This window comes from Nonomuraea cavernae (assembly GCF_014646355.1).
Lineage (GTDB): Bacteria > Actinomycetota > Actinomycetes > Streptosporangiales > Streptosporangiaceae > Nonomuraea > Nonomuraea cavernae.
Genome location: NZ_BMNH01000003.1, coordinates 501,584 through 514,887 on the forward strand (window position 1 = coordinate 501,584; position 13,304 = coordinate 514,887).

The 13,304-nt window shown below is 71.1% G+C and carries 12 protein-coding genes; 3 read left to right on the plus strand and 9 right to left on the minus strand.

Annotation, left to right across the window (positions count from 1 at the left end; translation table 11 throughout):
* Positions 1-5 precede the first annotated feature (5 nt).
* From IEY82_RS40260 to IEY82_RS09210, 3 genes are read right to left on the minus strand one after another with little or no spacing between them, the layout of a single operon-like run.
* On the minus strand, positions 6-212 hold the full coding sequence (locus IEY82_RS40260; protein ID WP_372459692.1) for a hypothetical protein: 207 nt from the start codon (positions 210-212) through the stop codon (positions 6-8).
* On the minus strand, positions 206-490 hold the full coding sequence (locus IEY82_RS40265; protein WP_372459693.1) for a rhodanese-like domain-containing protein: 285 nt from the start codon (positions 488-490) through the stop codon (positions 206-208). Before IEY82_RS40265 ends, IEY82_RS40260 begins: the two co-directional genes overlap by 7 nt.
* 37 nt (positions 491-527) lie before the next feature.
* Positions 528-1,736 (minus strand): plasmid pRiA4b ORF-3 family protein, encoded by a 1,209-nt coding sequence (locus tag IEY82_RS09210; RefSeq protein ID WP_189123564.1) that lies wholly within the window; start codon positions 1,734-1,736, stop codon positions 528-530.
* 92 nt (positions 1,737-1,828) lie between these two features.
* Between IEY82_RS09210 and IEY82_RS09215 the strand changes: the two genes are divergently transcribed.
* Positions 1,829-3,127, plus strand: a complete 1,299-nt coding sequence (locus tag IEY82_RS09215) for a hypothetical protein (protein WP_189123565.1) — start codon at positions 1,829-1,831, stop codon at positions 3,125-3,127.
* 265 nt (positions 3,128-3,392) lie between these two features.
* On the opposite strand, the gene IEY82_RS09220 is transcribed toward IEY82_RS09215, so the two are convergent.
* The gene (locus IEY82_RS09220; RefSeq protein ID WP_189123566.1) at positions 3,393-3,971 is read right to left on the minus strand and encodes a TetR/AcrR family transcriptional regulator; all 579 of its coding nucleotides are present in this window, start codon (positions 3,969-3,971) and stop codon (positions 3,393-3,395) included.
* Positions 3,972-4,114: 143 nt separating this feature from the next.
* On the opposite strand from IEY82_RS09220, the gene IEY82_RS09225 reads away from it, so the two are divergent.
* Both IEY82_RS09225 and IEY82_RS09230 read left to right on the plus strand, forming a co-directional pair.
* Positions 4,115-4,528 (plus strand): DoxX family protein, encoded by a 414-nt coding sequence (locus IEY82_RS09225; RefSeq protein ID WP_189123567.1) that lies wholly within the window; start codon positions 4,115-4,117, stop codon positions 4,526-4,528.
* Between the two features lie 968 nt (positions 4,529-5,496).
* Complete coding sequence (locus IEY82_RS09230) at positions 5,497-6,054, plus strand: DUF7737 domain-containing protein (protein ID WP_189123568.1); 558 nt, start codon at positions 5,497-5,499, stop codon at positions 6,052-6,054.
* A 173-nt stretch (positions 6,055-6,227) separates the two neighbouring features.
* Here IEY82_RS09230 and IEY82_RS09235 read toward each other — a convergent pair whose 3' ends face one another.
* From IEY82_RS09235 to IEY82_RS38985, 5 genes are read right to left on the minus strand one after another with little or no spacing between them, the layout of a single operon-like run.
* Positions 6,228-7,958, minus strand: a complete 1,731-nt coding sequence (locus IEY82_RS09235; RefSeq protein ID WP_189123569.1) for a serine/threonine protein kinase — start codon at positions 7,956-7,958, stop codon at positions 6,228-6,230.
* The gene (locus IEY82_RS09240) at positions 7,955-9,727 is read right to left on the minus strand and encodes a vWA domain-containing protein (protein WP_189123570.1); all 1,773 of its coding nucleotides are present in this window, start codon (positions 9,725-9,727) and stop codon (positions 7,955-7,957) included. The genes IEY82_RS09235 and IEY82_RS09240 overlap by 4 nt, the downstream gene beginning before the upstream one ends.
* Entirely contained in the window at positions 9,724-11,010 is a 1,287-nt protein-coding gene (locus IEY82_RS09245; protein WP_189123571.1) for a KH domain-containing protein, read from the minus strand. The genes IEY82_RS09240 and IEY82_RS09245 overlap by 4 nt, the downstream gene beginning before the upstream one ends.
* Positions 11,007-12,197, minus strand: a complete 1,191-nt coding sequence (locus IEY82_RS09250) for a hypothetical protein (RefSeq protein WP_189123572.1) — start codon at positions 12,195-12,197, stop codon at positions 11,007-11,009. The genes IEY82_RS09245 and IEY82_RS09250 overlap by 4 nt, the downstream gene beginning before the upstream one ends.
* On the minus strand, positions 12,191-13,153 hold the full coding sequence (locus IEY82_RS38985) for a hypothetical protein (protein ID WP_225262484.1): 963 nt from the start codon (positions 13,151-13,153) through the stop codon (positions 12,191-12,193). The genes IEY82_RS09250 and IEY82_RS38985 overlap by 7 nt, the downstream gene beginning before the upstream one ends.
* Between the last annotated feature and the right edge of the window lie 151 nt (positions 13,154-13,304).

Here is a 13,304-nt window from a genome sequence, read left to right on the forward strand (position 1 = left end):
CCCCGTCAGGCGGGGTTGCGACCGGGGCGGCGGATACAGGCGAGCGCGGCGTCCATGTCGGCGCCCGTGCCGCGGTTGTACGGCAGGTGGGCGAGCAGTGAGCCCATGGCGCAGGTGTCGGTCAGCCCGGCGAATACCAGGCCCGCGCCGACGAAGGCGCCGACGAAGCGCGCCCCGGGCAGCCACAGGTCGGCCACGATGGACGTCAGCACGATGCAGCCGGCGACCACGCGAACCTGACGCTCCAGGCTCCATCGCTGTCGGCGTCGCAGAGCCTCTTGTGCGCATGCCTGGCCCGGCCGCCGGACTGGCAGATGAGCAGCATGCGGCCGCCGGCGTCGGTCACGATCTGCCGCAGATGGGTGTCGACCTGGTCAAGCGGCAGGTTGATCGCCCCGGCGATGTGCGCGGTCTCGAACTCGGCGGGGGTCCGGACGTCCACGACGAGCACGTCCGGGTTGGAGGCGATCAGCGCGCGGGCCGTCTCCATACCGTCTCCACGCGGGTCTCCATGGATGCGGCTCTGATCACCCAGCCGAGGCCAGCGCTCGGCGGGCGGCTTCAACGGTGAACCGGGCCGGGTCGAACTCCTGCGCGCTCTCCAGACCCGCCCAGTGGACATATCCGTCATGCTCGTCGTGTCCGGGATCGGCCAGCACCAGGCGGAGGTATTCGTAGCCTCCGATGCCGCCGACGTCCTCTGGCGGGCAAGCGCCCGCCCCGTCCGCCAGCACCGGGTAACGGACCCCTTCCTCCGCGGTGCGGATCTCCTCCAGCACGATGTCATGCCGCCAACTGTCACCCAGGTCATACTCGTACTCCATGGCTGCCCCGACCTGTGCGAGCACCTTCGCCACCGAGGTCTTCTTCTCGTCCACCATGTCCAGATCCCACTCGGGTGACGGTTCGCCGTACAGGACACCGCCCTCTGTGAACAGGTGGAGATGGCAGTCCTCCCAGCCCATCGCCGCGACCAGGATGGCGTGCAGCCTGCCGAGCGTGATCCCGGGGGAGACGAGCAGGCGCCGCCAGATCACCGGATCCGCACTCTCCTGGAGCGTCACCCGGATCTGATAGATCGGCTCTCCCGGCGCGGCCTCACCGAGGCTGCGCCGCACGGCGTTCACCGCCACCGGCGTCAGAGCCGCCGTCTCCTCCGTGAGCTCGACCGCGCCCAGCCGGACCAGAACGGTCAGCAGTCGATCGATGTCCTGGTCGGTCATCCGCCGCTGCGATCGCGGGTCGCGCATCTCGTAGTAGGGCGACGCGATCTCCCAGGCCAGCTCACGCAGATCCGCGACGGGCACCGGCCCGCCGTACAGCCTGCGCAGCAGCGCCGGCCAGATGAGCGTGAACTCCTCGCCGACCAGCGACGTGTACCAGTAGCTCTGAGGGAAGAGCGCCCCGCTCATCTTTCCCAACGCGGTGAACGACGCCTCCCACAACCGCTCCGAGTCCTTCAGCAGTGGCGCCGCCTTCTTCACAGGTAGCAGCCGCCCCTTGACCACCCGGACCAGCCCAGCCGCCTTGGCCCATTCCACGATCAGGTTCAATCCGGGCAGTTCGGTGCTGCTCTTCGTCCTGAACACCCGGTCGCCGATCTTCGGGTCGATCTCGTCGCCGGTCTCCAGCAGCGCTACGAGCGCCCGCGCGTCCGACAGCGTTAGGTTCCCCGTCTGGGTCAGCTTCCGGCCTTCGCCCACCCACTCGGTGAACGCTCGCAACTTTTCCCGCATAGCGTTCAGAGTATGGCGCGGCGTCCGGCCTCAGCTGCCCGCATCGCGAACGAGTCCTTCTGGCCCATGAGACACCCGTAGGCTCAGGTGCTGTGGCGAAGAAACGTAGAGCGAAGGCAAACCCCACGCGGGGAGTCAGCGGCAATCCTGCCCGGCGCGCGCAGCAGCTCGCCGCCCGTCAGCCCTCGCCCGACTCTCGTTCTGGGCTCTTCGAGTCGCTGCTGGGGACCGCTGGGGATCAGTGGTGGCCAGACTCCCAGCATACGATCATCGAGCGCCTCGCTGACCTGCCCGCTCACTCGCCGCTGCGGCTGGAGAACGCCGTCGTGGACCTGGTCGGCGAGGAGCTGTGGACGCGCATGCAGACCGAGACCATGGGTTTCCACTGGGACCAGTACCTGGCCTCCCTGGCCGACCTCGTCCACGACGAGATCCAGATCGCCGCGCGCACCGGCGGGCAGACGGACGACCTGTGGCGGATGCTGCACGGGCTCGCCGCGATGACCCCGCCGTCCAGCGGGGAGATGCTGCGCCGTGACCCCGGCCTCGCAGTCCGCGAAGCCATCAAGGACACCACGACGGCCTTGGCCAAGGCCGGCATCGCTCCCGCGTGGCCGAGTGAGATTCTCTGGGCCACTCCGGCCGGAGAGCCGCTGCTGCTGGCCGACGAGTACGGCTCGCGGTACGCGCTCCTCGCCCCCTTCTCCTGGGGCGGTGAAGACCCGCACTGGTACTGCTGGGACATCGACCGCTGCACCGGAGACCGGGTCGTGCACGCTGCCGTCTTCGCCTCGCCGGAGGAAGCGCTCGCCGAGTGGAGAGCCGCCGTTGGGACGCACGCGGCACCCGCCTCCACCCAGCCGGCCCCGTGCGACCAAGCCGCCGCCCGCGACCTGCTGGATCCGCTGTGCCGTTCTGACCTCCTGGGCGCCCTGCTGCTCGGCACTGAGTCGCAACGGCTCATCGCCGAGCGTTTCCGCCTGCGCCAGCGTGCCAGAGCTCTCTGCGAGTCGTTCACCGTCGCTCCCGCACCCAGGCCCAAGCAGGACCTTAACCCGATCATCGACGACTTCGCCGCCTGGCTGCGCGATCGAGATGACCACAGACCCGAACGAGAAGACATCGCCACGCTCGCCGACGCCTGGTCCAGAGACTCCGGACCCGGCTACTATGCCTGCTCCCCGCATCGGATCGAGCACACCGTGATCCTTATCGGAGACGGGTACATCAAGAAGTACGCCGAGGCCATCCTCGATCTGCTACCCCAGTGGGCCGAATGGTGCATTGAACGCACCGGCCTGGCCGGCGAACTGGCAGAGCGAGCCCGCCGAGCAGCCGCGAACAACCGGTGGGACGGATCCGACAGCATGGACCTGCGCCGTACCGAATAGGTGAACCGCTCCCGCATGTCCGGGCTGCGCGACCAGACAGGCGACCAGGCACGAGCCCACGACGGTCTCGCCCATGCCCATGCCGCGCTCGGCCGGCATGACCGGGTACACCATCACTGGTCCAGGGCTCTGAACATTCTCGTCGTCCTCGGCGCCGACCGCACCGAGGAGAGCGGCGCCGTCAGCAGGAGCGGGTCGGCCGCGGCGATCGCCTCGTCGCCGGGAGAATCGCCCGTGCGGGGCTTCGCCCCTTTCCGGGGGCCGGTCAGGGCACTTCGCGGCGGCCGGCGGACGCCAGGACCCGGTCCACGAGTTCTGCCACGAACTTCCTGCTCGGCGGCTGGGCCTGGAAGACGCCGCGGACGATCACGCCGCCCACCAGGAGCGCCAGGGACGGCTCGACGTCCTGCGGCGGCAGGTGGGAGCGCAGGATGTCCTCCAGCGCCCTGGTCCCGGCTTCGTACAGCCGGCGGCGCAGCTCGTCCACGACCGGATCGCTGCCGGACCGCTCGAAGACCCCGCCGAGGACTCGGTCGAGGTGCCCGCCCGCGAGGTCTTCGGCGAAGTCGGTCAGCCCGCTGATGAGGTCGGCCCGCAGGTCGCCGGTCGGCTCGGGATGCTCCATCGCGTCGCAGATCTGGCCGACCGAGGCTCGTACCAGGTCGAGGCGGGTCGGCCAGTGCGCGTAGACGGTCACCTTCGAGTAGCCCGCCCGGCGGGCGACCTCGGCGTGGGTCATCGCGTCCCAGCCTTCCTCGCGGAAGAGCTGCGTGGCGGCGTCGATGACGTCGCGGCGCGTGCGCAGGACGCGTGGGTCGACGTCGCCGCTTTCCCCCTGCCCCATGTCGGACGATCCTATCCGACTTCCACACCTGACGGTAACTTCTGAACAACTTGTACAGTACTGTTTGAATCGTCAAGCGGGCCTGCCCATGCACCTCGGGTGAGCGGCATGCCCGCCTGCCCCGACCCCTTCGAGAGGCGACCATGACGACCACGACCACCCCCGCCCGCAGAGGGCTCAACCTCGGACTCTGGACCGCCCAGGGGCTTCTGGCGCTGATCTTCGTGGGTGGCGGCATCTGGAAGCTGGCCATGCCCCGGCCGGAGCTGGCCGAGATCTTCCCCTGGACCGGGGGGACTCCGCCGGCGCTGCTCTACGTGACCTCGGTGTTCGACGTCCTCGGCGGGCTCGGCGTGCTGTTGCCGGCGCTCACGCGGATCAAGCCGGGGCTCACCGTCCTGGCGGCGCTCGGCTGCGTCGCGCTCCAGGCGTCCGCGATCGTCTTCCATCTCTCGCGCGGGGAGACGGACGTGGTGATCAACGTCGTGCTCATCGCGCTCGCGCTCTTCGTCGCCTGGGGCCGCCACCGCGCGGCGCCGATCCCGCCGCGCGCGTGACGGGGCGAGGCCGTCCTGGCCCGTGAAAGCTGGGGGCACGCGCAGGTCCCGGGCCGCCGGCTGGTCTACGTCGTGGCGAGGTCGCTGGCGGCCACGTAGCCAAAGGTCATGGCGGGGGCTCACCTTTGGCCGCCGTCCTGCGCGTGCTCGCTGCCGGTCAGCGCCAGCAGTTCGTCCAGGTCGTCGGAGATCAGTACGACGGCCGTGCCGTCGGGCGAGCCGCTCGATCTGGCGGGCGATCTCCGCCTTGGCGCCCACGTCCACGCCCGCGATCGGCTGGTCCAGGAGGAGCACCTTGGGTTCGGCGGAGGCGGCGCGCCGCACCGTGACAGTGCATCCGTGATCTTCGCGGATGCACTGCTGGTGTTTCCGGGCCCCGGGCTCGCGCCGCCTCTGGATTGTCGGTGCCCGTTGATAACTATGGCCTGTCACGTTGCCCCCCGACGACGATGGAGCTCCCCCATGGCCACGGCCACCTTCAGAGACGAGAGCGCCACCGGCAGGTGCTCAGTTGAGATCGCCCCTCCCTCTCGGCTCGACGCGCGCCCGGCGCGTGAGCTCGTCCGTCTCGTCCCGCGGGCCGGAGGCTGACATGGGTGTCCTCGACAACTTCCCCAAGTCCCAGGGCTACCTGCTCAACCACCACATCGCGGAGCTGCCGCGTGCGCTGTTCGCCCGGTAGGGGGCGGGCGGACGGCCCGGCACCGGGCGCAGGGCGTTCGGCATGTGGGCGCAGCTGCGGCTCAGCCTGGGCGACAAGGGCGGCCACGAGCACCCTGAGGAGGTGCTCCGGCTGGTGTACGAGGTGGCCGGCGGTGACATCCCCTGGACGTTCGAGGACACGCGCTCTCTGTGGGAGATCGCCGACGCGCTGTCGAGTTGCGGTCACACCAGGCACGCCGAGCTGTACCGGATTCCGCTGGCCGCCATCGCGACGCTCGGATACCCCGAGCGCCGTCAGATCCTTGGTGACGCGCCGCCGTGGCACCCGGCCCACCGCAGCGCGGGCCGGGCCGCGCATGCGGGTCGCCTCCGACCCCCATCAGGACGACTGGGGCACGGCCTCCTGCGCCGCCACCGACGCGATCCGGTTCCGCCACGCGGATCTTCCCGGCGACGCGCCGCTCACCGACGTGCCGCCGCTGGTGTTGTCGGAACTGCTGCGCGACGCCGACCTCACCGTGGGGGTCGGGTCCCTGGGGCTCGACCAGCAGGCGACGGCCGGGCAGCTGAAGATCGCCGACCGAGCGGAGCTGACCGACCGGTTCCTGCGCGTGCGGGGGCAACTGCGCACCTACCGGATTCATCTGGGGTCGGGCAACATCCTGATGGAGCCGAACGACGCCTACCTGTGCATCGTCCCCGGCCACGACCGCTCCGCCCCATCGGTGTTCCTGCCGTTCGAGGAGGACGGCGGAATGTTGTCGGTCATCTTGTCGAAGGCGTTCCTGCTGGCCGACGACACCACGATCAGCGATCCCAGCATCACCCGCCAGCTCGTCGCCACCTTGCCCGTGGCCATGTAAAAGCGGGTCAGACCCACACGCACTTGGCCGTTGACACGGTGTTGGCGTCGGCCGCAGGTTGCGCCTCTGGCAGTTTCTCCAGTATCTGCGCGACTAAGAGTGCGTTCCGCCAGCTGACACGATCAACAGCCACACCGGAGGTGTCTCAATCGTCCCTACCCACGGAAACGGCATCAGCGGCGGACCGGGTACCAGCGGCTGTCCCAGCTCTCCTGCCAGCAGGCTGGTTCGCCGCCCGTCAATGCCGCCACGCTCAGCCGCCAGTCCGAGCCCTGCGCGATCGAGACGTGCGAGGCGGGGGCGGTGGCCAGGTGCGAGGTTCCCGACGGGGTGCTCACCCACACCCCCTCGGGTCCCGCCCAGGCCGCGCAGAGACCACCACGCACCGACAGGAGAGCCACGTCCTGCGCTCGCGAGGCATCGGGGCCGCTCTCGGGTTCCCACACGCCATCGGAATGCTGCGCCCACCAGCGCACGGATCCGTCCTCGGCCACGGCGACCGCCTGAAGCTCGTCCCAAGGTCCGGGACAGATGGCTGCCGAGGCGACGGGGAGCTCGCACACGGTGACGGAGGAGGGCAGCGCCTTCAGCGGCCAGCGCCAGTGCGCGAGCCGTCCTGCCTCGCGCACCAGGACGGCGGCGTCGCCGTTGTCGTCCCAGGCAGCGGCCAGAACCCGCGCCCGCCCGGCCACCGCGAAGGCCAGACGTGCGTCCGAGCCGGAGCGCGTCATCACGAGCTCCCCCGGCGAGGCCGTAAAGGCCAGCACGTCGCCCTGGGGTGAGGCCAGCACCGCCACGCCGGAGGCCGATTCAGCCACCTGACGCCAGCCGTCCTCCGTGCCCAGGTGGAGCGCGCCCCCGGCGGTCAGCGCGGCCACCGCCACCCGGCCGTCGCCGCCGCGCGCGGTGGCCACCTCACGCACCCCGCGCGGCCCGCCCGAGCGAGAGGGCAGCCGGGCGTTGAGCCGGTCGTAGTCGGCTTCGTGCTGGTAGTGCACCCCGGCGGGCCCGCAGGAGACGATCACCGGCCGCCCCCTGACGTCGGTGAACAGGCTAACCCCCGTCCGTTCCCGCTCCTGTACGGCCAGCAGCGCCGTCAACCGCCGAGCCCACGGCGTCAGCGGCCGTGGACGGAGCTCGGGGTCACGGTCGAGCGCCCGGACCAGCTCATCGGCCAGCACCACCGGATACCCTGCCGCCACCAGCGCCTCGTGCGCGAGGCTCGCCGCGTGCTGCGCTGAGTCCAGCCTGCGCGTGCCCGGCAGCAAAAGCCTGTGGGCCAGCGCCCCAACCGCGTAGCAGTCGACCGCCTCCGACTTGGCCTCGCTCTCTCCGGGGTGGAAGCCGGGAGTGGCGACGTGAGCCAGCCTGGTGGTGTGCTCGACGGCGCCGAGCGCGGTCAGGTCGATCACCGTCACCCGGCCGCCGGGGTCCACCATGACGTTGCCGCCGGAGATGTCGCGGTGCACGTATCCCTGGTCGTGTACGCCGTCCAGGATGCGGCACACCTGGGCCAGCGCCTCCAGCCGCTGCGCGACGGGCTGCCGCTCGGCCCAGTGCAGGATGGGTTCCGCCTCCCCCAGCCAGGGCGTGACCTGGTAGGCGGCGGTGCCCGTCCCGGTGGTTCCGGCCGGATGGGGCGCGGGGCCGAGGAAGCAGTCGGTGGGGGCGAGCAGACCATCGACGCGCAGCTGGGCGGCCCGATGCCGGGCGTCCTCCCAGCGCCGCCTGTCGTCCTCGGTGCCGGGGTTCTTGATCTTGAGGGCGATCGGGTAGCGGCGGCCGTTGTGGTCGAGGCGAGTGGCACGCCACACCTCGCCCTCGCCACCGGTGGTCAGGTAGCTCAGCAGTTCGTACCGCCCGTCGGGGCCGCACTGCCAGCCGGGCGGCCAGCTACCGTTCACACCTCCCCCAGGTAGCTGAAGCCCACCGACTTGGTGTCGGTGACCGTGGAAGCCGGCGCGGGGGCGGGAACGGGGGCCGCCGCCAGCCGCCTGGCGAGCTCCTCGATCAGCTCGGCCAGCCGCCCCAGCCAGGCAACGCGCCGCTCAACGTCACGCACGGTCTGCTCATCCAGCGCCTCCAAGTGGGAGTCCAGGTACGTCATGACCTCCGCCGGCTCGGCGCCCTCCCTGCCGGTGCGCTTAGGACGGAAGACCGCGACCACGTCCCGCATGAAGTCGGCGTCCTGCACCGAGCGCACCCTGCGGTTGATGACGGAGGTGGTGCGTGAGGACAGAACCTCGGCCTGCAGGAGAACGTCGCCGCAGGCAGTGTGCAGCCGGTCGGCGAGCTGGTCCAGTGTGTGCTCCCACCGGTCGGAAGTCGGTTTGATCCTGCTCAGCGCAGTGGCCACCTCCGGCGGCAGAACCCGCCCATGCGGTACGGCGGCGCGCAACGGCACCCGGCGCGACATGCCCGAGCCCAGGCCGGAGAAGTAGTGCCGCAGCACCTCCACCCCGCCGATGGCCGCCGCGTCGCCGCCGCCGACGTGTACGAGTTCCTGCAGCAGCCCGTGGTTGGGCTCCAGGACGCTGGACTGGGTCCCGCCCGCGCGGACGTAGTCGTGATACAGCTGCGGGGTGCTGATGCCGACCGCGTGCAGCCGGATCTTCATGTCGCGGTGCAGGTGCTCCATGAGGCTGACCGGCTCCTCGGCCGCCAGCACCACCTCACCCAGGCCCTGGTCACCCTTGGGCGCCCAGTGGGCTCCGTCGCTGACCAGCACGATCAGGCGGTCGTTGCCCGGCTTGCCGTACAGGTAGAGCAGGTTGGCCGCCTGGTGAAGGGCGTTGCCGATGTCGGTGCCGCCGTCCATGGCGCGCAGGCTGGTGATCGCCATGCGGAACTCCTCGGCCGCGGCAGCCGAGGAGCTGTCGAGTTCGGCCATGCCGGGGATGCGGGGGAAGATCTGCGTAGTGCGCTCGGTGAAGGCCACCATCGCCAGCCGGGAGATGCGCCCGCTGATCTGCAGCCGCATGTCCAGCAGGTGGTACAGCGCCATCCGCAGCGACTCGTCGCGCCGCTGGCGGCGGGTGTGCGGCGAGTAGTCGCCCGGCTCGCCGTACGGGGGGATGTCGGGCACGCTCATCGAGCCGCTGCAGTCGGCGAGCACGACGATGTCCACCCCGTTACGCGCGCCGGGCGCGAACAGTTCGACCTCGGTCTCGGCGGTCAGCTCGGCCAGGACGGCACGCTGACCCGCCACGTCGAGATGCTGCACCCGGTACGGAAGACCGTTCACGTCCAGCCACGCCTCGCCCTGCTCGCCTGGCGGCACCCACAGCAGCCGACCGGCCAGCCCGGCCTCGGCCAGCTCGCGCACAGCGTGGTCCAGCCGCGTCTCGGTGGCCATCTCCAGCCGCAGCCGCCTGATCGGCGTCACCGGCGGGAACTCCAGCCACCAGCCTGCCGGTTGCCTGCCGCTGTCCAGGCCGACGGCCGGGGCGAGCTCCTCGCTGACCGCCAGGCCGCCGGTGGGCACCTCGGGCAGCGGCAGCAGCCGCACGGGCGACAAGGCAAGCCCCATCCCGGTGTCGACCTTCAGCAGCGCGGGCCGCTCGCCGCCCGGCAGGTCGCCCGGTGCCGCCCCGATCCGCTGGCCGGCCAGCGGGCCGCCAGTGGGCACCACATGCAGCAGGTGACTGACGGAACCGAACTGCGGCGCGGTCATCGCCGTCCTCCCCGCGTGTTGCCCTCCAGCCTGATCACAACGCCTAGCCGCTGCTGGTAGTCCTTGATCCGCGCCCCACCCCTACCGATGAAGGCGCCCTGCAGGTCCTCGGGCAGGTGGACCCAGAGCGTGGCCGACCGGCCGCCGGAGCGCTCCGGTTTGTACTCGGCCAGCCGCAGCCCGGCGGCGATTCGGTCGCCGAAACCTGGGTCGGTCTCGCGGACCAAGCGGCGCAGCCGGTCGGTGAGCTGCTCGCCGGTGGCGGCGTGTCCGCCCAGCCGTTCCAGCTCGCGGTCCCAGTCGGTGGCCGCCTTGGTCAGGGCCCTGGTGAGGGCTTCGCCGTACCGCTTGCCGGACGAGCGGGGGCGCAGGGCGGCCAGCTTGGCGCGGATCGAGCGGTAGTCCACGGCCAGCTCGCGATGGCCGCTGTTGCGCAGGTTGAAGCCGAACGCGGCCAGCGACGGCATCCGCAGGCGGCGACTGGCCGCCGCCGAGCAGATCTGCATGAGTAGTTCCTCGGGCGGGAGCCCGCGCACCGCGGAGTGCCTGCCGCACAGGCCCAGGCCGAGTTTCTCCGCGCCGAACACCTGCCAGCGGCGGGCGTGCTTGGTGCAGGCGGCCAGCTTGCACGGCTTGCCGGAGCTGTCGAGCCAGTCGCAGAACACCGTGCCCACCGCCGTGCAGGAGGGCTGCCGGCACACCGGGAAGGCGAGCTGGTAGCAGCCCGCGCAGTAGTCGACGTCGTTGTCGTGCGGGTGTGAGCGGCGGTGTTGGGCGCAGAAGGCCACCTTGGCCCTGCAGGACTCGCCGCCGCACCAGAAGGCGGCGGGCCTGCGGCACTCGCGGCAGGCGGGGTGGTGGCTGGGACAGCTCGGGGTCAGCGCGCCGTCGAGGATGACGGCGTGTTCGACGCAGCAGCGCTCGGGCTGTCCCGCGTCGGCGCACCAGCGGCAGCGGAAGGAGGCGTACCCGGTCCTGCCCTGCTTGGCGCAGGTCGCGCACCGATAGACCAGATCTGCCTGCTCGCGTATGGCCGCCAGGCCGAACCTGGTCTCGGCCGTGACCGGGCCTTGGCCGGGGGCGAGCCGGAGGATCTCCAGCGAGATCGTGCCGTGCTCGGCCTGCCAGCTGTGTGTTCTGCCGGGGACCAGGTCGCGGCCCAGCAGCGTGGGCTCCAGCCGGGACCAGAGCTCCACCAAGCCGTCGGGGCCCTTGGCCATCGGCTCGGCCCACTGGCGCAGATCCAGCACGGCCTCGACCTGGCAGTCGGGACGGGTGATCATTTTCCGCCCTTCTTACGGCGGGCGCCGCCATCGGCCAGGGCCGTGCGCCACTTGTCCAGCACGAGCTCCGTCCTGCCCGGGTGGGTGGTGCGCAGCCAGTGCAGCAGGCCGCCGCCGGGGCGTGGGTCACATAGCTCGTACTCGGCCTGCCTGGCCAACGCCTGCTCGCCCTGGCGCGTCATGCCCGCCATGAGGTCCTGGGTGCGCAGCGGCGGCAGGCCCACCTCGGGCAGCTCCAGCGGCGCGAGCACCGGGATCAGCTCTTCGGCGGTGGCCTCCAGCAGGCTCAGTACCGGCAGCAGGCCCTCCAGCAGCCGCCGCGCCGCGCGGGTGGCCTGGACCGGGCGGCGGTCGGCCTCCTCGGTGAAGCGGGCGCGCAGCCCGTGGGTGATCGCCCGTGCCCTGTTGCCCTCGATCAGGGTCTGGGGCACGTTGCCCTCACGGCGTCCGGTCTTGACCAGGCGGCGGGCGTGCAGGGCAAGCGCGGCCAGCAGCACCGCGTGGGCGCGCAGGTCGGCCAGTGAGACCTGTCCGTCCAGGCAGCGCACCAGCACCTCGGCCGGTTCCGTGGCGCGGGGGGCGACGTCCATCCTGGTCAGGTCGGCGATGCCGTCGCGGCGGCGCAGGTCGGCCTTGACGTGGTGGAGGTGCCTGGGGTCGGCCGAAGCCAGGTAGCGGGTGGCAAGGTGTTCGCGGGAGTCGGCCAGCCAGCGCGAGCCGATCCTGTCCTGGGTCGGTCCGATGGTGGCGCGGCCGGCCAGCGCGATGAGCACCGGGCTGTGGCGGCGCAGCAGGTTCGTCAGCACCTCCTGCTCGGTGGTGTCCACCGTGCGCAGCGCGTGCACGTCGCCCGCAGCCACGGCGGGGGTCGTGCCGAGCTGGATGCCCGGCGCAGCCACGGTCGCGCCGTGCTCGCGTGCCGTGTTGGCCAGTGCGGCCAGCACCGCACCGAGGTAGGAGAAGACCTCCTCGCGTGCGCTGTGGGTGCCCAGCCAGACGCCATCCAGGCCGGCTCTGATCAGACCGGCCTGCCGGGCATCCGGCTCCAGTACGGCGGGAGCGAGGTTGACGGGCGGCGTGGGCAGGCGTACCTCGGCCACCACTCTGCGGTGGTCAGCCCCGGTCAGTACCACCGCCTTCGCGACTGACTGCCGGGAGGCGCCCACCCGGACGAGACTCACTAACATGGAGAATCCACCTGTCCGGGGAAGTACTTCAGCCCCGACTGACGCAACACGACCAGACGGCCGAGCACCAGTTGGTCCTTGGGTCCGACGTTCATCCGCTCGCCAGGGTCCATCTTGCGTTTGTTTGTGCCGCTGACTGTGCCGCGCAGCACCTCGGTACCTCCGGACGAGCCGAGATCCACCGCCACCAGGCGGGCGTCCGCGTGGCTGCCGGTCAGCTCCAGCTGCAGGTGCTCCCTGCTCACCCGCCTTCGGGCCTCCGGGTGCGGCAGCGTCTCGTCGCCCAGGTCCACGCTGTACGGTTCCACGCCGTGCCCGATGGTCACCGCCTGGCCCGCGTGCACGGGGAAGCGCAGGATCTCCTCCCCTGAGCGCGCCTCGAGCTCGGCGAGATACTGCTGGGTCGCGATGTAGGCCGCGATCAGCTCCTCGTCGCCGGCCTCGCCGCCGAGGAACTTGTCGATGTTCTCCTGGAAGCGGCCCCGGTCCTCGTACGGCACGCCCAGCAGCTCACAGATGATGACGGCGGGGATGGGCTTGGCGAACGCGGTCACCAGGTCAGCCGTCGGGCCGGCCTGCTCCATGGCGTCCAGGTGCTCGGCCGTGACCTGCTCGACGCGTTCGGTGAGCTGCCGCATCCGGCGGACGGTGAACTTGCCGACCAGTGGTTTGCGGTAGCGGCCGTGCTGGGGCTCGTCCATGAGCAGGAACTCGCCGGGCGGCGCCGGGGGGACCTCGAGGTCGCCGTAGTCGATGGTCGGGTGGTGGCGCATGAGCTCCTTGCGGGAGCTGAACCGCGAGTCGGCCAGGATCGATCGGACCAGGTCGTAGCCGGTGACCAGCCAGCCTTGGTGCCCGTCGGGGAAGGGGAAGCGGCTGATCGGGCTCTGCTCGCGGGCCTCGATCAGCTCCTTGGGCGGGTCGAAGGGACAGCCGGGCTGACGCTCGGTCGGCATCGTCGTGACGGTGTGGGGAGATTCAGCGTGATCTGGCGTGGAACCCTGGGCGTTCACGCCCGGGAGGAAACGACAGCGCGGGAGGGCCGCCAAGGCCCGAGCGGTGCGGTGACCGGTAGGCCGTGGAGCGGCTCAGCCCGGGCGTTCTTCG

Excerpts from the sequence above, each read along its gene's own strand:
- IEY82_RS09225 (WP_189123567.1), top strand. The coding sequence starts at position 4,115 with ATGACGACCACGACCACCCCCGCCCGCAGAGGGCTCAACCTCGGACTC.
- IEY82_RS09220 (WP_189123566.1), bottom strand. The coding sequence starts at position 3,971 with ATGGGGCAGGGGGAAAGCGGCGACGTCGACCCACGCGTCCTGCGCACG.
- IEY82_RS40265 (WP_372459693.1), bottom strand. The coding sequence starts at position 490 with ATGGAGACGGCCCGCGCGCTGATCGCCTCCAACCCGGACGTGCTCGTC.
- IEY82_RS09245 (WP_189123571.1), bottom strand. The coding sequence starts at position 11,010 with ATGATCACCCGTCCCGACTGCCAGGTCGAGGCCGTGCTGGATCTGCGC.
- IEY82_RS09210 (WP_189123564.1), bottom strand. The coding sequence starts at position 1,736 with ATGCGGGAAAAGTTGCGAGCGTTCACCGAGTGGGTGGGCGAAGGCCGG.
- IEY82_RS38985 (WP_225262484.1), bottom strand. The coding sequence starts at position 13,153 with ATGCCGACCGAGCGTCAGCCCGGCTGTCCCTTCGACCCGCCCAAGGAG.
- IEY82_RS09240 (WP_189123570.1), bottom strand. The coding sequence starts at position 9,727 with ATGACCGCGCCGCAGTTCGGTTCCGTCAGTCACCTGCTGCATGTGGTG.
- IEY82_RS09250 (WP_189123572.1), bottom strand. The coding sequence starts at position 12,197 with ATGTTAGTGAGTCTCGTCCGGGTGGGCGCCTCCCGGCAGTCAGTCGCG.